Origin of the sequence: Streptomyces sp. NPDC099050, from assembly GCF_044759865.1 — a bacterium.
Taxonomy (GTDB): domain Bacteria; phylum Actinomycetota; class Actinomycetes; order Streptomycetales; family Streptomycetaceae; genus Streptomyces.
In genome coordinates this window covers 36,198-53,350 of record NZ_JBIWAE010000030.1, presented here as the reverse complement: position 1 = coordinate 53,350, position 17,153 = coordinate 36,198, and the positions used below count along the sequence as shown (strand labels likewise).

Annotated in this window: 15 protein-coding genes; 13 read left to right on the top strand and 2 right to left on the bottom strand. The window is 74.4% G+C overall.

What is annotated here, in order from left to right:
- Window positions 1–3 precede the first annotated feature (3 nt).
- The 6 genes from ACIQV3_RS35220 to ACIQV3_RS35195 all read left to right on the top strand — a co-directional run bounded on the left by ACIQV3_RS35220 (window position 4) and on the right by ACIQV3_RS35195 (window position 7,638).
- Window positions 4–1,455 carry an O-antigen ligase family protein gene (locus ACIQV3_RS35220; protein ID WP_403719841.1) on the top strand — a complete coding sequence of 484 codons (1,452 nt, stop codon included), beginning with the start codon at window positions 4–6 and terminating at the stop codon, window positions 1,453–1,455.
- A 332-nt stretch (window positions 1,456–1,787) separates the two neighbouring features.
- The gene (gene murJ, locus ACIQV3_RS35215) at window positions 1,788–3,569 is read left to right on the top strand and encodes a murein biosynthesis integral membrane protein MurJ (protein ID WP_403719920.1); all 1,782 of its coding nucleotides are present in this window, start codon (window positions 1,788–1,790) and stop codon (window positions 3,567–3,569) included.
- Entirely contained in the window at window positions 3,559–4,335 is a 777-nt protein-coding gene (locus tag ACIQV3_RS35210) for a polysaccharide deacetylase family protein (protein ID WP_403719838.1), read from the top strand. The genes murJ and ACIQV3_RS35210 overlap by 11 nt, the downstream gene beginning before the upstream one ends.
- On the top strand, window positions 4,332–5,717 hold the full coding sequence (locus ACIQV3_RS35205; RefSeq protein WP_403719837.1) for a glycosyltransferase: 1,386 nt from the start codon (window positions 4,332–4,334) through the stop codon (window positions 5,715–5,717). The genes ACIQV3_RS35210 and ACIQV3_RS35205 overlap by 4 nt, the downstream gene beginning before the upstream one ends.
- Window positions 5,718–5,788: 71 nt before the next feature.
- Window positions 5,789–6,499, top strand: coding sequence for a lipopolysaccharide biosynthesis protein (locus ACIQV3_RS35200; RefSeq protein ID WP_403719836.1), 711 nt, complete (start codon window positions 5,789–5,791; stop codon window positions 6,497–6,499).
- Complete coding sequence (locus ACIQV3_RS35195; protein ID WP_403719834.1) at window positions 6,496–7,638, top strand: GNAT family N-acetyltransferase; 1,143 nt, start codon at window positions 6,496–6,498, stop codon at window positions 7,636–7,638. The genes ACIQV3_RS35200 and ACIQV3_RS35195 overlap by 4 nt, the downstream gene beginning before the upstream one ends.
- A gap of 14 nt (window positions 7,639–7,652) precedes the next feature.
- Here the strand turns inward: ACIQV3_RS35195 and ACIQV3_RS35190 are convergent, their stop codons facing one another.
- Window positions 7,653–9,257, bottom strand: coding sequence for a glycoside hydrolase family 26 protein (locus tag ACIQV3_RS35190; protein ID WP_403719832.1), 1,605 nt, complete (start codon window positions 9,255–9,257; stop codon window positions 7,653–7,655).
- A 294-nt stretch (window positions 9,258–9,551) separates the two neighbouring features.
- Here ACIQV3_RS35190 and ACIQV3_RS35185 point away from each other — a divergent pair, with 294 nt between their 5' ends.
- The 5 genes from ACIQV3_RS35185 to ACIQV3_RS35165 all read left to right on the top strand — a co-directional run bounded on the left by ACIQV3_RS35185 (window position 9,552) and on the right by ACIQV3_RS35165 (window position 15,109).
- Entirely contained in the window at window positions 9,552–10,832 is a 1,281-nt protein-coding gene (locus ACIQV3_RS35185; RefSeq protein WP_403719829.1) for an ATP-grasp domain-containing protein, read from the top strand.
- A 160-nt stretch (window positions 10,833–10,992) separates the two neighbouring features.
- Window positions 10,993–12,258 (top strand): NAD(P)-binding domain-containing protein, encoded by a 1,266-nt coding sequence (locus ACIQV3_RS35180; RefSeq protein WP_403719917.1) that lies wholly within the window; start codon window positions 10,993–10,995, stop codon window positions 12,256–12,258.
- A 31-nt stretch (window positions 12,259–12,289) separates the two neighbouring features.
- On the top strand, window positions 12,290–12,736 hold the full coding sequence (locus tag ACIQV3_RS35175; RefSeq protein ID WP_403719826.1) for a hypothetical protein: 447 nt from the start codon (window positions 12,290–12,292) through the stop codon (window positions 12,734–12,736).
- 14 nt (window positions 12,737–12,750) lie between these two features.
- A complete protein-coding gene (locus tag ACIQV3_RS35170; RefSeq protein WP_403719914.1) occupies window positions 12,751–14,862 on the top strand; it encodes a SpoIIE family protein phosphatase in 2,112 nt (703 codons plus the stop codon).
- A gap of 67 nt (window positions 14,863–14,929) precedes the next feature.
- Window positions 14,930–15,109, top strand: a complete 180-nt coding sequence (locus ACIQV3_RS35165; protein ID WP_403719823.1) for a hypothetical protein — start codon at window positions 14,930–14,932, stop codon at window positions 15,107–15,109.
- 135 nt (window positions 15,110–15,244) lie between these two features.
- Here the strand turns inward: ACIQV3_RS35165 and ACIQV3_RS35160 are convergent, their stop codons facing one another.
- Window positions 15,245–15,706, bottom strand: a complete 462-nt coding sequence (locus ACIQV3_RS35160; RefSeq protein WP_403719821.1) for a DUF6299 family protein — start codon at window positions 15,704–15,706, stop codon at window positions 15,245–15,247.
- Window positions 15,707–15,880: 174 nt separating this feature from the next.
- Between ACIQV3_RS35160 and ACIQV3_RS35155 the strand changes: the two genes are divergently transcribed.
- Together ACIQV3_RS35155 and ACIQV3_RS35150 are read left to right on the top strand one after the other, a co-directional pair.
- Window positions 15,881–16,486 (top strand): DUF4352 domain-containing protein, encoded by a 606-nt coding sequence (locus ACIQV3_RS35155; RefSeq protein WP_403719819.1) that lies wholly within the window; start codon window positions 15,881–15,883, stop codon window positions 16,484–16,486.
- A gap of 57 nt (window positions 16,487–16,543) precedes the next feature.
- Window positions 16,544–17,038, top strand: a complete 495-nt coding sequence (locus tag ACIQV3_RS35150; protein ID WP_403719816.1) for a DUF5949 family protein — start codon at window positions 16,544–16,546, stop codon at window positions 17,036–17,038.
- Window positions 17,039–17,153: the final 115 nt, after the last annotated feature.

Genomic DNA, 17,153 nt, shown 5'->3' with positions numbered 1-17,153 from the left:
AGCATGAGCCTTGCCGCACCGACGTCCCCGACGTCATGGTCCTGCCCGGACCCCGCCGATCTGCTGCGCCGGCACTGGCCGCTGCTGCCGCTCGCCGCGACCGTACTGGCCCTCCTGATCCCCGTTCCGGCGGGCGACGCGAGCGCCTCGGGGAAGGTCGGTCCGGCCGACGCCGCCTCACTGCTGCTCGTGTTCGTCTGCGGGGTCCAGGCCCTGCGGGGCCGGGTCCGGCCGCTGAGCCCGCTGGGGGTGCTCGTCCTCGGCCTGCCGGCCGTCGGGCTCGCCGTCGCGACGGTGACCGCGGGGGACCCGTACGCGGCCCTGCCCGGGTTCGTGCGATACCTCCAGGTGTTCGTGCTGGTCCCGGCGGCGATCGTGCTGCTGGTGCGGGACGCCTTCGAGTTCCGGCTGGCCGCGGGGTGCTTCGTGGTGCTGGCACTGGTCCAGGGAGCGGTGGGCGTGGTGCAGTTCGCCACCCACACCGGGGCCTCCTACCAGGGCGAGGACATCCGCGCCGTGGGCACCTTCGGCCCCGGGGACGTCATGGGCATGGCCACGGTCGTGGCCTACGGCCTGGTCGTCGCGACGGCCGGCGCGCTCGCGCCGGGGCTGCCGGCGCGGGTCCGGCGGGCCTCGGGCACGGCGGCGCTGGTCCTGGTGCTCCCGCTGGTGCTGTCCTTCAGCCGGGGCGCGTGGATCGCGACCTTCGCCGCGGCCGGACTGGTGATGGCCCTGGCCGGGATCCGGCGGGCCCTGAAGGTGCTGCTCGCGCTGGTGGCCGCCGGGGTGGTCCTCGTGGGCGGGTTCGGCGTCGGCTCCGCGATGGTCGCCGAGCGGCTGACCTCGATCACACAGGTCTCCGACGCCCCCGACCAGTCGGTGACCGACCGCTACACGATGTGGGACGCGGCCGGGTCGATGTGGCGCGAGCGGCCCGCGGTGGGGGTCGGGCTGAAGGGCTTCCCGGCCAACCGGGACTCGCACTCCGGGCTGGCGCTGTCCTCCGGCAGTGACACCGCGGGCGCGGGCCAGGGGTACGTCCGCCAGCCGCTGCTCTCCCCGCACAACATGTACCTGCTGGTGCTGAGCGAGCAGGGGCTGATCGGGCTGGTCGCACTGGCGGGCGGCTGGCTGGCCGTCCTGGTGGCGGGCCTGCGGCGGTGCCTGGCGGGCTCCGGTGCGGTGCGGGACTGCGGACTGGTCGCGATGGGCCTGCTCGTGTGGCAGCTCACCGACTTCCTCTACGCGGACATCGGCGGCCCGTCGACCGTCCTCACCGGAGTGATCATCGGCCTGGCGGCCTGGTGGGCGCTCCCCTCCGGGGGCGGGACCGGTGAGCTCGCCTCCGGCGGTCGGACGGGTGAGCGGAGCCGGGTCGTTCCGGCTCCCGCCCCCGGCCGCGGGCCGGGCGCGGCCGCCCGGGCCGCGGTCCCTGAGGGTGCGGCCGGCCGGTGACGGATACGACGCCCTGGCGGCGGCCCGCAGCCGCGGCGACCGAGGTCGCCGCGGCTGCGGGCCGTCCGCCGCACCCGCCGGTGGCCCCGGCCGCGCCGACCACGGGGCCGGCGGACAGCGCGAGCCGGGTGGCCGTCTCGGGCGGGCCGCTGTCCGCCGGACGCGGCGCCGCGCACGTGGGCGTTCCGGTCCCCGCCGGCGACGCCGGAGCGGGCCGCGTGGTGGCCACCGGCGGGCCGGGCCCGGGACCCGACCGGGGCGCTGCCGCTCCGGCCCCGGGGCCTGTCGGATCCGGGGCCGCCGGGACCGCGGCGCCGGGCGACGCGGAGGCCGTGCGCCGGTCCGTACGGGGCGCTGCGGTGGCCCGGTCCGTACGGGCCGGGAAGGGCCGGGATCGGGGTGCCGCGGCCGGGCGGAACGGCGCCCCGCGCCGGACGGCGGGGGACGGGAGCCGGGGTGGCGGCCCCGAGGCGGCGGCCGACGGGAACCGGTCGGGCGGCGGCGGGGCGCTCGCCAAGGCGGCCGCCGTGACCGCCGGGCTGACCGCCGCCGGGGCGGTGTTCGGGCTGGTCCGCGACCAGACCATCGCGCACCTCTTCGGAGCCGGGCACGACAGCGACGCCTTCCTCATCGCCTGGACCGTCCCCGAGATGGCCTCGACGCTGCTCATCGAGGACGCCATGGCCCTGCTGATGGTCCCCGCCTTCAGCCACGCCCTGGCCCGCCGGGCCGCCAGCAGGGCCGGGCTCACCCGCCAGGAGGCCCGCGCGCAGGATCCCGTACGGCTCCTCGTGGGGGCCACGCTGCCGCGGCTGCTGGTGCTCCTGGCCGCCGTGGCCTCCGTACTCGTCGTCGCCGCGCCGCTCGTCGTGGGCGTGCTCGCGCCCGGGCTGCCCGACCCCGGGCTCGCCGTCGAATGCACCCGGCTGACCGCCCTGACCGTGTTGTCCTTCGGCGTCGCCGGCTACTTCAGCGCCGCGCTCAGAGCGCACCGCTCCTTCGTGCCGCCCGCCGCCATCTACGTGTCGTACAACGTCGGCATCATCGGGACCATGGTCGCCCTGCACGCCCTGTGGGGGGTGCGCGCCGCCGCCGCCGGGGTCGCCGTCGGCGGCGTGCTGATGGTCCTGGTCCAACTGCCGGCCTTCATCCGCAACGTGGGCTTCGGACCGCCCCGTGCCAAGGGCGCCCCGCGCAGCCAGCGCGACCGCGACCGGCCGACGCTGATCGCCTTCGGGGTGATCGCCCCGGTCATCTTCTTCGCCGTCTTCCGGCAGTCTCAGGTCCTCGTCGAGCGGTTCCTCGCCGCCGGACTGCCGCCCGGCGCCATCTCGCACCTCAACTACGCCCAAAAAGTCGCGCAGATGCCGATGGTGCTCTCCCTCATGATCTGCACCGTCACCTTCCCCGTCGTCGCCCAGGCCATGGCCGGCGGGGAGCGGGACAAGGCCCGCAGGCGGGTCGAGCGGGACCTCGCGCTCGCCTCGCTCGCCGTCCTCATGGGCACCGCGCTCGTCATCGGGTACGCCCCCCAGATCATCCAAGTGCTCTTCGAACGCGGGGCGTTCACCCACGCCGACACCGAGGTCACCGCCTCCGTCATGCGGGTCTACGGCCTCGGCCTGCTCGGCCACTGCCTCGTCGGGGCGCTCTCACGGCCCTTCTTCTCCACCGCCCGGCCTATCTGGTTCCCCGCCCTCGCCATGGGCTCCGGACTCCTCGTCAACATCGTCGCCGGAGCCTTCGCCGTCGGCTGGTGGGGCATCTACGGGATCGCCGCCGCCAACGCCGCCGGCATCTCCACCACCGCCGTACTGCTGCTCACCGGACTCGGCTCGCGGATCATCGCCATCCAGGTCCGCCGGGTCGCCATCAGCATCGGCCGACTCTCCGTCGCGGCCCTCGCCGCCTGCGCCACCGGCTGGATCGCCGGACCGATGATCCCCGACCCGCTGGTCAGCGCCGCCCTCGGCTGCCTGCTGGTCCCGGCCATGTTCGGCGCCACCGGCATGGCCATACGGGCCCTGGAGGTCATCGCCCTGCCGGGCCAGCTCGCCCAGCTCACCGCTCACCTCACCTCCCAGATCACCCAGAGGTTCCGCAATGTCCGCTGACACCGAAACGGCGCCCCCCGCCGCGGCGGTCACCGCCCGCCGCGGCGCATCGCCGTGGGTCCTGATGTACCACTCCGTCGCCGAGTTCACCGATCCCGCCGAGGACCCGTACGGCATCACCGTCACCCCGCACGCGCTGGAGGCGCAGCTGCTGTGGCTGCGCTCCCGCGGGCTGCGCGGGGTGTCCGTCGGCGAGCTGCTGCGGGCCCGCGCCGCCGGGCGGGCCGCCGGACTGGTCGGGCTGACCTTCGACGACGGCTACACCGACTTCCTGACCCGCGCGCTGCCGCTGCTGCGCCGCTACGACTGCACCGCCACCCTCTTCGTGCTGCCCGGGCGGCTCGGCGTGGACAACGTCTGGGACCCGCTGGGCCCCCGCAAGCCCCTCCTCACCGCCGAGGGCATCCGCGAAGCCGCCGCCGCCGGGCAGGAGATCGGCTCGCACGGGCTGCTCCACCAGGACCTCACCGCGGCCCCCGACGACGTACTGGCCCAGGAGCTGCGCGGCAGCCGCGAGCTGATCCGGGAGCTGACCGGGAAGCTGCCCGCCGGATTCTGCTACCCGTACGGGCACCTCGACGCCCGGGTCGTCGCCGCGACCCGGGCCGCCGGGTACGGCTACGCCTGCGCGATCGACCCGGGCCGCCTCGCCGGACCCCACGCGATGCCCCGCACCCACATCAGCCAGGCCGACGGCGGCCCCCGCCTGCGGATCAAGCAGGTGCGCCACCAGGTGCGCGAGCTGCGCCGGGCGGTGCACCTGTGAGCCCCGGGAAGGTGCTGCACGTCATCACCGGCCTCGGCGTCGGCGGCGCCGAGCAACAACTGCGGCTGCTGCTGCGGCACATGCCGATGCGCTGCGACGTCCTGACGCTGACCAACCCCGGGCCGGTCGCGGAGGGGCTGCGCGCGGACGGGGTCCGCGTCGTCCACCTCGGGATGCGCGGAAACCGCGACCTGGGGGCGGTGCCGAAGCTGGTGAAGTTCATCCGGCGGGGCCGCTACGACCTGGTCCACACGCACCTGTACCGGGCCTGCGTGTACGGGCGCCTCGCGGCGCGGCTCGCGGGCGTGCGGGTGAGCGTGGCGACCGAACACTCCCTGGGGGCGGGCGAGATCGAGGGCCGGCCGCTCACGGGCGGCGTACGGGCCCTGTACCTGGCGAGCGAGCGGCTGGGAGCCGCGACCGTGGCGGTGTCGGACACCGTGGCGGCCCGCCTGGAGGCCTGGGGCGTGCCGGCCGGACGGGTGCACGTGGTCCCGAACGGGATCGAAGCCGTGCGGTTCCGCTTCGACGAGGGCGTACGACGGGCCACCCGGACCCGGACCGGACTGCCCGAGCGGGCCTTCGTGGTCGGCGGCGTCGGCCGGCTGGTGCCGGGGAAACGCTTCGACGTCCTGGTCCGGGCGGTGGCGGCGCTGCCCGGCGCGCACCTGCTGCTGGCCGGGGACGGGCCGGAGCGGGCCGCGCTGCGCCGGCTCGCCGCCGAGCTGGGGGCGCAGAGCCGGATCCACCTGCTGGGGGAGCGGGATCCGCTGGGCGACAGCACCGACGGGCGGACCCCGGGGATCCCGGCGCTGCTCGCCGCGATGGACGTGTTCGTGTCCCCCTCGCGGGAGGAGGCCTTCGGACTGGCGGTGATCGAGGCGCTGGCGGCGGGGCTGCCGGTGCTGCACGTCACCTGCCCGGCGATCGACGACCTGCCCGCGGCGCAGGCGCCGGGGGCGCGGCGGATCGGCACCGGCACGGAGGAACTCGTCGCGGCGCTGCGGGGGCACATGGAGGCCGGCGCGATGCGGCTGCCGCCGCCGGGGGTGGTGCGGCGCTACGACATCGGGCGGAGCGCGGAGCAGTTGCTCCGCGTGTACGACCTAGCGATGGCCGCTTCGCCGGCCGGGTCCCGGGGGGCGGCGCGGTTGCCGGGGACCAGTCCCCGGACCCCTGCTCCTCAAACGCCGGAGGGGCTGGATCCGGGCTCGGCCGGTTCGGACCGTGCGGCGCCGTTGCCGGGGGCCGGCCCCCGGACCCCCGCTCCGCAAACGCCGCAGGGGCTGGATCTGACGCCGGAGGGGCTGGATCCGGGCTCGGCCCGTCCCGAAGGTGCGGCGTCACTGCCGCGGGCCGCCCTGGGTGGAGAGGCCGGCTGATCCGTCACCCGTAGGGGTCCGCGGAGAAGGACCCGAACCACACCACCCGTCACCAGGAAAGAGGTACGCACATGGCGGACACCGCCGACCAGAAGAAGTCCACCCACCGGCGCCGGGTACGGCTGCTGTCGCCGCCCGTGTGGTGGCCACTGCCCGCCGCCGCGCTGCTGGGGCTCGCCGCGGGCGGGGCGTACGGGGTGCTCAAGGCGCCCGAGTACGCCGCCACCAGCTACGTCGTCGCGGTCCCCGACGACACCACCGAGCCGGCCACCGCGCTCGGCTTCGCCCAGGCCTACGCCCGGATCGCCACCAGCAGTTCGACCCTCGCGTACGCGCAGCCCCGCGCGGGCATCAGCGTGCAGAAGCTGCGCACCCAGGTCCGCGCCGAGACCTCCCCCGAGTCTCCGATGATCGCCATCACCGGGACCGCGAAGAGCGCCGCCGAGGCCGCCGACATCGCCAATGCCGTGGCCGACGCCCTGTCGCTGAGCAGCAACACGGCCGCCAAGAACACCGGCGTGCAGCTGCTCCTCTTCAACCAGGCGGTCGCGCCCAGCGACCCCGCCTCCGCGTCCCCCGCCCTCAGCGGGGCGGTCGGACTGTGCGCGGGCGGGCTGCTGGGCGGGCTGTGGCTGCTGGCCCGGCCGACGGCCGGCCGGCGGCGCGGCGAGGGTCCCGGCGAGGGGACCGGCGCGGACGCCGTGGAGACCGTCGAGGAGTACGCCTCGCTGCCCGCGCAGGGCGAGCCGGCCGCGACCAAGGAGAAGGAGTCGGTGCGATGACCTCCGGCTCCGCCGGGGCCCTGTCGGTGACGCTGTGCCGCGATCCCCGGCAGTTCGCAGCGCTGGAGGAGCCGTGGAACCGGCTCGTCCGCGCCTGTCCCACCGCCACTCCCTTCCAGAGCCATGCCTGGCTGCACTCCTGGTGGCTGTCCTACGGCAAGGACGGCCGGCTCCGCATCGTCCTGGTGCGGCGCGGGGAGGAGCTGGTCGGCGCGGCCGCGCTGATGCTCGTACACCGGCCGATGCCGCTGCTCGTGCCGCTCGGCGGGGGCATCACCGACTACTTCGACGTGATCGTCGCGGCGCGGTACGCCGACCAGGTCGTCCCGGCCCTGGCCAACGGTCTGCACCGGGCCGCCCGGGGCGCGGTCGTCGACCTGCGCGAGGTGCGGCCCGGGGCCGCGGCCGAAGCCGTGTACGCGGCCTGGCCGGGGATCGGCAGCAAGCTCGCCGACTCCACCTGCATGGAGCTGCCCGCCATGCCCTTCGACGAGCTGGTCAAGCGGATGCCCGCCTCCGGCGCCCAGCGGGTGCGGGCCAAGCTCCGCAAGACCGACGCGGCCGGGATCGAGGAGCACGAGGTCACCGAGCAGGAAGTGCCGCGGGCGGTACGGACCTTGCTGCGGCTGCACGAGAAGCAGTGGCGCGGCCGCGGGGTGACCCCCGAACACCTCAAGCCCCGCTTCGCCGAACACCTGACCCGGGCCACGCGGCGGATGGTGCGCGTCGGAGAGGGCCGGCTGGCCGAGTTCCGGCTCGACGGGAAGGTCGTGGCCGCCAACCTCACGCTGCTCTCGGGCGCGCTCAGCGGCGGCTACCTCTACGGCGCCGATCCCGACCTGCGGGACCGGAAGGTGGACGTGGCCACGCTGCTGCTGCGCTACGAGGCCACCCGCGCGCTCGCCGAGGGACGCCCGGTGGTGAGCTTCCTGCGCGGCAACGAACCGTACAAGAACCACTGGCGGCCGCGGACGGTGGTCAATCAGCGCTTCCTGATGGCCACGGCCGCGCTCGCGCCCCTGCTGCGACTGCACGAGTCGCAGGTGACGGGGCGCGAGCGGGCGGTGGAAGCGCTGCGGGAAGCGTTGCCGGCCGCCAGGGACTGGCGGGCGCGGCTCAACGAACTGCGGATCCGATGACCCGGACGCCCCGCCTAGAAGGGCCAGAAGCCGGACTCCCTGCCCCAGTCGACCTTGACGCAGACCGACTGCTTGCCGACCAGCTTGGAGAGCCACTCGCCGAAGTTGATCGGCACGCACCACTCCGTGCTGTTGACGGGCGGTACGGGCGCTACGGGAGGCGTCGTCGGCTTGGGCGGCTGGGACGGCTCCGGCTTCGGGACGAGCGGCGAGGGCACCGGGGACGGGACCTCGGGGCTCGGCTTGGGCACGACCGGGCTCGGGCTGACCTCGGGGGACGGGACCAGCGGGCTGGGCTCGACGGGGCTCGGGGCGACCGGGCTCGGGACCTCCGGGCTGGGCTCGACCGGGACCTGCGGGCTCGGGACCACGGGCGAGGGCGTCGGGACCTCCGGGCTGGGCTCGACCGGGCTCGGGACGACCGGGCTCGGGACGGCGGGACTGGGGACGACCGGGCTCGGGGCGACCGGGCTCGGGACCTCCGGGCTGGGGAGCACGACCGGCGGGGTGACCACCGGCGTCGGGATCTCGGGCGTGGGGACCTGCGGGGTCGGGATGACCGGCGTGGGCACCACGGGGGTCGGGATGACCGGGGTCGGGACGACCGGGGTCGGGACGACCGGGGTCGGGATGACCGGGTCGGGCCGCTGCGGGGTCAGCGCCTCGCGGAAGACCTTCGTCGAGGCCGGGTTCTGCTTGCACTGCCAGACGCCGTGCGGGCAGTAGTCGGTGATGGTGTGGTAGAGCGGCTTCTGCTTCTCGATCCACTGCAGCATGCGCCGCATGTACTCCGGGTTGTCCCCGTTGCGGAACAGTCCCCACTCCGGGTAGGAGATCTCTTTGCCGTGTGCCCGCGCGAAGTCCACGTGGTGCTGGAGCCCGTACGGCTGGCTGATCTGCTCGTCGAAGTTCCGGCCGGGACCCTGGTCGTACGAATCCATCCCGACGATGTCGACCACGTCGTCGCCCGGGTAGCACTTGGTCCAGCCGATCGCGTCGGTGCCGCGGTTCGGGTTGAAATCGAACTTGAACTTCTGGCCGGGCACGGAGCGCATCGTGTTGACGACGCGCTTCCAGTAGACCTTCCAGTTCTCCGGGTCGGGACCGCAGCGGTGGGTGTAGGTGGTGCCGTTCATCTCCCAGCCGAGCACGATCACCGTGTCCGGGACGCCCAGCGACACCAGCCGTTCGGCGAGCTTCTTGAAGTGCCGGTCGTACTGGCCGTCCGCGCCCGCCCGGATCAGCTGGGCCACCTGGTAGTCGGGGACCCGGGCTTCGTTGCGCTCCTGCATGGGCACGTTGAGGACGAACAGCCGGTCGTCCCGCTGGCGCCGCCACCGCGCCCAGTCGTCGAGGAAGCTGACGTTGCCCTCGATGCCGGCCCACTGGTCACCGGGCAGATAGGTGTGCCCGACCCGGATCTCCTTGCCGCCCAGCCAGTTCGACAGGAACGGGATGCGGGCCACTCCGGGCGGCCCGTAGTCGAGGTAGGCACCCATGGCGACGTCGGATCCGGTGCTCTGCTCCTCGGGGGCCGCGAGGGCGGCCCCGGTGGCGAGCAGCCCGGCCGTCACCGTTCCGATGCAGGTGCTCGCCAGTCGGCGGCGTGGTCTGGGCATGGCGTCTCCCGAGCTTTCCTGAATCGGTGTGCTTACCAAAGACGTTAGGCATCACATCTGACGAATGGCCTGTCAGGTGACCTCTTCCTAGGCCATTCGCACGTGCGCACCGTCCCCGCTTGGTCCGACTAGGTGAAAGACACCGTTCCCATGCACGCGCATCCCAGCCAAGTGCCCGCAGTTCTGCTCAGACTCGATCGGAATCCGTTCCACCACGGAACCCTCGGCGCCGTCAGATCCCTCGGGCGTGCGGGTGTGGAGGTCCATGCCGTCGTCGAGGCCGGGGGAGGTCCCATGGGGCGTTCGCGCTACCTGCGCGCCGTGCATCCCGGACCCGTCGGCGGGCTCGACCCCGAGGCGCCCGAGGCGTTGCTGGAGTGCCTGACCGGGGTCTCCGAACTGATCGGCCGTCCGGCGGTGCTCATCGCCATGGACGACCTCAGCGCGATCGCGGTGTCACGGGTCGCGCCGATGCTGACGGACCGTTTCCGGATCCCCCATCAGCCCGACGACCTGCCGGCGCGGGTGGCGGACAAGGCGGAGCTGTCGCGGCTCTGCGCCCGGTGGGACGTACCGCACCCGGAGACCGTGATCCCGGCGAGCGGGGCCGAGGCGGCGGATGCCGCATGGCGCCTCGGGCTCCCGGTGATCGCCAAGTGGAGCCGGCCGTGGCTGCTGCCCCCGGGCACCGGCCTGCGCAGCACCACCCTGCTCCAGTCGGCCGCCGAGGCGCGGCGGCTGTACGAGCGCTCGGCGGAGGCGGGCAGCCGGCTGCTGCTCCAGCGCTTCCTGCCGGCCGGGCCGGACACCGACTGGTTCTTCCACGGCGCGTTCGCCCGGGGCGGGCGTCCGCTGATCACCGGGTCCGGCCGCAAGGAGCTGTCCTGGCCGGTACGGACGGGGCTGACGGCGGTCGGGCGCTGGCTGCCGGATCCGGCGGTGGAGGAGGCGGGACTGCGGCTCGCCGAGCGGCTCGGCTACCAGGGGATCCTGGACCTGGACTTCCGCCGGGACGAGCAGGGCGAATTCCGCCTGGTGGACTTCAACCCGCGCCCGGGGGCGCAGTTCCGGCTCTTCACGGACGCGGGCGGCCTCGACGTGGTCCAGGCGATGTACCTGGACCTGACGGGCCAGCGGGTCCCGGAGCCCTCCGGCGGACCGGGCCGGGTCTTCGTGGCGGAGAACTACGCCCTGCTCGCGGCGGTACGGGGCCGCTCGCTCCCGCGCCGGCCCCCGGCTCCGCCCGCCGGAGCGGGCACCGCGACCACCCCCGCGCGCCGGGGCCGGGGTCGGGAGCGGGGGGAGGTGGAGGCGGCGTGGTTCGCCGCCGACGACCCGATGCCGTTCCTGGGGATGCTCGCCGCCTTCCTGGGGCGCGGTGCGTTCAAGGGGCTGGGGGTGCTGCGCGGAGTCCCCGAGCAGGGCCGCCGGACGGCCCGGGCGGTGGTCCGCGCCCCGCGCCAGCGGGGCCGGGAGCTGCCCCCGGCCGGCGCGGCAGGGTCCGCCGCGGGGCCCGGCGCCCGGTCCGCTCCGCCGGAGGCCCCGGCGGAGCCGGACGAGCTGGTGACGCGGTAGGGAGCGCGGGAGCAGGGAGCAGGGAGCAGGGGAGCAGGGGAGCAGGCAGCAGGGAGCGCAGGGCACATCGCATCGCATCGCGTCGCGTGGCGTCGCGCGGCGTGGGTGGCGTGGGTGGCAGGGGATGAACCATGAGGCTGGAGGGACTGCGGTGACACGGATGGACGACCTCGTGGTGGTCGGAGCGGGGCCCTACGGGCTGTCGATCGCGGCCCACGCGGCCGGGGCGGGGCTCGGGGTGCGGATCCTGGGGCGGCCCATGGCCTCCTGGCGGGACCACATGCCCGAGGGCATGTACCTCAAGTCGGAGCCGTGGTCCTCCAACCTGTCGGCGCCCGGCGGTCGTTACACGCTGGCCGAGTACTGCGCGGGCCGCGGGATCGCCGCCGAACACGGAACTCCGCTGCCCATCGGGACGTTCAGCGCGTACGGGCTCTGGTTCGCCCGCCAGGCAGTACCCCCGGTGGAGGAGGCGACCGTCACCGAAGTCACCCCGCAGGGCGGGGGTTTCCTGATCCGCACCGCCGAGGGGCCGCCGCTGCTCGCCCGGACCGTCGCGCTGGCCGTGGGCGTGATGCCGTTCGTCCGGTACCCCGAGGCGCTACGGGAGCTGCCCGCGGCGCACTACTCGCACAGCAGCGGCCACCGCGACCTGACCCGCTTCGCCGGCCGCGAGGTCGCCGTGCTCGGCGCCGGGCAGGCGGCCCTGGAGACCGCGGCCCTGCTCGCGGAGAGCGGCGCCCGGCCGTGCCTCGTGGCCCGGCGCTCCCGGCTGAACTGGAACACCGTCCCGCAGCCGCTGCGGCGGCCCCCGCTGCGCGCCCTGCGCGATCCGCACAGCGGGCTGGGCACCGGCTGGCGCAGCTGGGCCTGGTCGGAGCTGCCCTGGGCGGTGCGCCGGCTGCCCGCGCCCACCCGGGAGCGGATCGCGGCCACCGCGCTGGGCCCGGCCGGAGCCTGGTGGCTGCGCGAGCGCTTCGAGCACCGGGTCCCGGTCCTGCTCGGGCACCGGCTGCGGCGGGCCGTCCCGACGGGCGGGCGGACCCGGCTCGGGCTGTCCACCGCCGCCGGGGAGTCCGTCGTCCTGGACACCGCGCACGTGATCGCGGCGACCGGCTTCACCCCGGACCTGGCCCGGCTGGAGCTGCTCGACGCGGGGCTGCGGGCCGCGCTGGTCACCGTAGGGGAGAGCGGGACGCCGGAGCTGAGTCCCGGCTTCGAGTCCTCGTGGCCCGGGCTGTTCTTCGCGGGGCTGCTGACCGCTCCCTCATTCGGCCCTTCCATGCGATTCGTGCACGGTGCCGGCTTCACGGCGGGGAGACTGGTGTCAGGAGTCCGCAAGCGTCTGGGGGCCCGGAGCCCGCTGACGGGATCCACCGGCACGGCCCGGAACGACCGGGCTCCGGCTGCCGGGCATAGAGCGTGAGAGCCGGTCACACGACGTGAGAGGTGTCGCGATGAGCGAGGAGCGCGCACAGGGCCGGGGCTGGGTGAGGATTCCGGCCAGCCGTGCGGAGCAGCCCGGCACGACGAGGGCGGCGCCCGCGCCACCGTACGGGCAGCCGCCGTACGCGCAGTCGCCGTACGGGCAGGCCTCCTCACCGCAGGACCTGTACGCGCAGGACCTGTACCCGCAGGACCCGTACCCGCAGGACCTGTACGCGCAGGATCCGTACCCGCAGGATCCGTACCCGCAGGACCTGTACGCGCATCCTCAGCACCCGCACGATCGGCATCCCCGCGGGCAGCACGCCCAGGCCCCGTATCCGCAGGCCCCGTACGACCCCTCGACGATCTATCTCTCCCTCGTCAAGCGCTGGCAGGAGGCCGGACGCACCCTTCCGGGGCATCCTGACGAGGAGTGGGAGCGGCTCATTTCCCAGCCGTGCTGGCCCGGCCGTTAGGTGGTGTGAGTCTCGTGGCAGCGGCGGAGCGACGCGACAAGAGACTGGAGGGCCCCGAAAGCACGGGGGCCGCCGGGAGTCCCCTCATCGGCCCGGGCGAGCGGCTCGCGCTCAACAGCATGGGCAGCTTCGAGTGGGACCTCGGCGCCGGGACCCTGGACATGGACGAAGCCGGGAGGGCGGTCTTCGACCTGGACCCGGAGGACTTCGACGGCACCCCCGACAGCCTGGGGCTGCGGATCCCGCTCGACGACTCCGCGCGGCTGCGGGACACCGTCCAGGGCGTCCTGGACGGCGGTGAGCAGACGTACGGCCAGTACTTCACGGTGCAGCGGCGCGACGGCCGCGACCAGTGGACGCACACCCAGGGCCGGGTCCTGCGGGACGCGGAGGGGCGCCCGGTGCGCATCGTCGGCATCGTCCGGGACGCGACGGCCGAGCTCGCCCACCTCACGGCGCTGCGCAGGCTGGAGTCGGCGCGCGCCCAGCAGGCGACCATCGTGCAGCGGACCACGGAGGCCCTGTCGCGGGCGGTGACCGTCGACGACGTGACGGCCACGCTGACGGGCGCGGGGGCGCTGGAGCGGCTCGGCGTCGACGGGATGGCGCTGGGGCTGGTCGAGGGCGGCCACATCAAGATCATCGCGCTCAGCGGGGAGTCCCTGGAGATCCTCAGCGAGCGCAAGTTCACGCGGCTGGACGGTTCGCTGCCGCTGGCGCAGGCGGTGCTCAGCAGGAAGGCGCGCTTCGTCACCTCGCTGACCGAGCTCGCGGGCGAGTTCCCGCTGCTCGCCGACTACCTGAACCGCATCCAGTACGACGCGGCCGCCTACCTCCCGCTCATCGCGCAGGCCGAGGCCATCGGCGGACTGGTGCTGTTCTACCGGCGGCGCACCGACTTCAGCCCCGAGGAGCGCAACCTCTGCCTGGGCCTGGCGGGCATCGTCGCCCAGTCGCTCCAGCGGGCGCTCCTCTTCGACCAGGAGCGCGAGTTCGCCACCATGCTCCAGGCGGCCATGCTGCCGCGGCGGATCCCCGAGATCACCGGCGGGGAGATCGCCGTGCGCTACCACTCGGCCTGGAGCGGCCGCGAGGTCGGCGGGGACTGGTACGACGTCATCGCCCTGCCCCGCGACCGCGTCGGCATCGTCGTGGGCGACGTACAGGGCCACGACACGCACGCCGCCGCCATCATGGGCCAGCTCCGCATCGCGCTGCGGGCCTACGCGGGCGAGGGCCATCCGCCCTCCACCGTGCTGGCGCGCGCCTCCCGCTTCCTGGCCGAGCTGGACACCGAACGGTTCGCGACCTGCATGTACGCACAGGTGGACCTGGAGACCGGAGGCGTACGAGCGGTCCGCGCGGGCCACCTCGGACCGCTGATCCGCCACACGGACGGGCGAACGGGCTGGCCCAACGTGCGCGGCGGCCTGCCGCTCGGGCTGGCCACGGTCTTCGAGCAGGAGGAGTTCCCCGAGACCCGGCTCGACCTCGTCCCCGGCGAGACCCTGGTGCTGTGCACCGACGGGCTCGTGGAGGAGCCCGGCACCGCCATCACCCAGGGCATGGAGGCCCTCGCCCACGCGGTCCGCAGCGGCCCGCAGGAGGCCGGAGCGCTCGCCGACCACCTCTCGGACCGGCTGTGGGAGCGCTGGGGCTCCGGCGACGACGTGGCCCTGCTGGTGCTGCGCCGGGCGCCCGACCCGGGCACGCACCGCGCACCGCGCATCCACCAGTACGTCCACCAGGCGGACCCGGAGGGGCTCTCGGAAGCCCGCTACGCCCTGCGGCAGGCGCTGCGCGACTGGGGCATGCCGGAGCTCGCCGACGACGTGGAGCTGGCGGCGGGAGAGTTGCTGGTCAACGCCCTGCTGCACACCGAGGGCGGCGCGGTGCTGACGATGGAGGTGCTGCCGGAGCCGGTCCGGCGGATCCGGCTGTGGGTCAAGGACCGCTCCAGCGTGTGGCCGCGGCGGCGCACCCCGGGGGAGTCGGCGACCACGGGTCGCGGGCTGCTGCTGGTGGACGCGCTGGCCACGCACTGGGGCGTGGAGTCCCGGGGCGACGGCAAGGCCGTGTGGTGCGAGTTCTCCGCGGCGGGCAGCGCGGCGCGGAACGCCCCGTGACCGGATGTTCACGTCGAGTTGTGGGGCGGCGGGGGCGGGGTGATGATGCCGCCATGGAACGGATTATGTGGAACCCGCCGTGCGCCGGCTGAGCAGGCGCGCGGTGACGGGCGTCCTGGCGCTGCTGCTGTGCGCGGCCGGGGCGGCGACGGCGGTGGACTGGTCGACCGGGCGTCCGGACACGGACCCCGGGTGCCAGACGGTGGCCTTCATGTCGATGACGGGCGAGGCGCCCGCGTGCCGCTGACGGTCTCCGTCCGGCCTCGGGTGAAGCCCTGCCTCGGGCGAAGCCCTGCCTCGGGCGAAGCCCTGCCTCGGGCGAAGCCCGGCTTCCGGTAGCGGCGGCTACCGGAAGGGCGTACGCGCGCACCGCGGGCGGTGCCTACCGGTGGTCGATCACCCGGACCGTGTGGGCGTCCCGCGCGACCGTGTCGATCGACCGGGGCAGCAGCCCGCCGCCGAAGTGGATCGCCTGCAGCTCGGCCCTGGCCAGTGCCTCGCCGGCGTGCACGGTCGGGGTGAGCCGGAGCGTGCCGTGGGCCGACCAGTCGTGGACCTCGCCGTCGCACTGGGCGTCGCCGCCGCCGATGCTGAGGCGGACGTCCTCCTGCTCGATGGTCGCCTTGATCTGCACCGCCCCCGAGGGTGACGGGGCGGTGCAGTGGTATTCACCGAAAAGGTGGATCGTGCCGTCGGGGGCGATGTGCGCTTCCGAAGATACGTAAATGTCACTGCCGTGAATGTCGCTGCCGTGGGCCGCGGCATTCACCGGGGCGGTGAATACCGCCGTGGCGCCCAGTGCGGCGAGTGCGGCCAAGGCCATGCGGGGGCCGGTCGTGGCCATCGTTCCTCCTGTTGGACGAGGGGTGCAAGGGGTTGCGGAATTCCGCCGGAACGCATTGTGCTGGCATATGGAGGTCAATGGGTTCTGCGGAATCGTGTCGGTGTGTGCAATTTCCCGCTCGGGCGCGTGAGACTGACCGGAATACGTCCCCGAAGATCCCCGAAGGGATCCCGCATGCGTCAGTCCGCTCTTGCCACGGCCGCCCTCCTCCCGCTCCTGCTCCTCGGTGTCACGGCCTGCTCCGACGCCCCCGAGGGGGCCGCGCTCGCCCCGGCCGCGGTGCCCGCCGTGCCCGTGGACGACGGTGTGCCGGGGGTCGGGGACGACCCCGCGGCCGAACGGGACGGGGTGGCGCGGGCGGCCTCGAAGGACGCCCATGTGGGTGACTCCGTACGGGTCAGGGGCCGCGAGGTCGGCCGCCACCTCCAGGTGGTGCTGGGCGCCTACGTCGATCCGGCGGTCAGCGTGGAGAAGAACTTCGCCCCGGCGGCGGGCAAGCGCTGGGTGGCCGCCTCGATGTCGTTCGTCAACGTCGGCGGAGCCTCGTACGGGGCTCTCGGGCGCATGTGGGCGCTCGACGGCGCGGGGCAGCGCCACCCGGTGGTGCCCACGGGCGAGCTCACGACCGGCAAACCACTCGTCTTCGATTCGCTCTCGGTCGGTGAGCGGGCCGAAGGATGGGTGGTGTTCGAAATTCCGGAAAACACGCGCATCGTGCGTCTCCAGTACCAGGACGCGAACATGCTGGCGAATTCCGGAGGTGGATTCTGGGCGGTCTAGCCCGCCCGGGTGAAACGGCGTCAAAGGGCCGGGCCGTCGACCATTAAGGTGCGGCGCATGACTTCTACCCAGGCCGAACTCGACCGTTCCAAGCTCGGCACCCTTTCGGTGCTCGCGTGGATCGGCGACCCCGAAGAGGCCCACGACATTCCCTATCTCCTCGCCTACATCCTCGGGGACGGTCCCGACGGTCCCGAGGCGAGCGAGGCGGCCGCCCGCGGGCTGCTGGAGGAGATCGGCCTGCCCATCGGCGACGTGGTGATGGACGGAGTCCGCAACCCGGCCTCCTTCCCGGTGCAGATCCTCCTGGAGGGCAACCAGATCGCGCTGACCCTGCCGGGCATGAACGCCAAGTGCATCGCCCCGCCGGAGTGGGTCAAGGCGGCGGCCGACAGCGGGCAGGCGTACTTCCTCTTCGCCACCCGCGCCTGGCCCGAGGCGGTTCCGGGACAGCCGGTCGCGCCCGAGACGCTGCAGGCTTTCGCGGGTGACGCCGAGGTGCTCAACCACAGCGCCCACGCCGTCCTCGCGGTACGGCGCCTGCAGCGCTAGGCACCTTCGGCGCCAGGTGCCCCCGCACCCCCGCATCTCCCGCCCCCCCCGCCCCCCCCGCACCCCCCCCGCTCCGGCCGCCGGGCTCCCAGCCCGCTCGGTGGCCGGTACGCCT

Bases quoted from the DNA above. Each gene is read 5' to 3' on its own strand.
- ACIQV3_RS35160 (WP_403719821.1), bottom strand. From the start codon at position 15,706: ATGGCCACGACCGGCCCCCGCATGGCCTTGGCCGCACTCGCCGCACTG.
- ACIQV3_RS35185 (WP_403719829.1), top strand. From the start codon at position 9,552: ATGGGGCGTTCGCGCTACCTGCGCGCCGTGCATCCCGGACCCGTCGGC.
- ACIQV3_RS35150 (WP_403719816.1), top strand. From the start codon at position 16,544: ATGACTTCTACCCAGGCCGAACTCGACCGTTCCAAGCTCGGCACCCTT.
- ACIQV3_RS35190 (WP_403719832.1), bottom strand. From the start codon at position 9,257: ATGCCCAGACCACGCCGCCGACTGGCGAGCACCTGCATCGGAACGGTG.
- ACIQV3_RS35200 (WP_403719836.1), top strand. From the start codon at position 5,789: ATGGCGGACACCGCCGACCAGAAGAAGTCCACCCACCGGCGCCGGGTA.
- ACIQV3_RS35195 (WP_403719834.1), top strand. From the start codon at position 6,496: ATGACCTCCGGCTCCGCCGGGGCCCTGTCGGTGACGCTGTGCCGCGAT.
- ACIQV3_RS35210 (WP_403719838.1), top strand. From the start codon at position 3,559: ATGTCCGCTGACACCGAAACGGCGCCCCCCGCCGCGGCGGTCACCGCC.
- ACIQV3_RS35180 (WP_403719917.1), top strand. From the start codon at position 10,993: ATGGACGACCTCGTGGTGGTCGGAGCGGGGCCCTACGGGCTGTCGATC.
- ACIQV3_RS35155 (WP_403719819.1), top strand. From the start codon at position 15,881: ATGCGTCAGTCCGCTCTTGCCACGGCCGCCCTCCTCCCGCTCCTGCTC.
- ACIQV3_RS35175 (WP_403719826.1), top strand. From the start codon at position 12,290: ATGAGCGAGGAGCGCGCACAGGGCCGGGGCTGGGTGAGGATTCCGGCC.
- ACIQV3_RS35220 (WP_403719841.1), top strand. From the start codon at position 4: ATGAGCCTTGCCGCACCGACGTCCCCGACGTCATGGTCCTGCCCGGAC.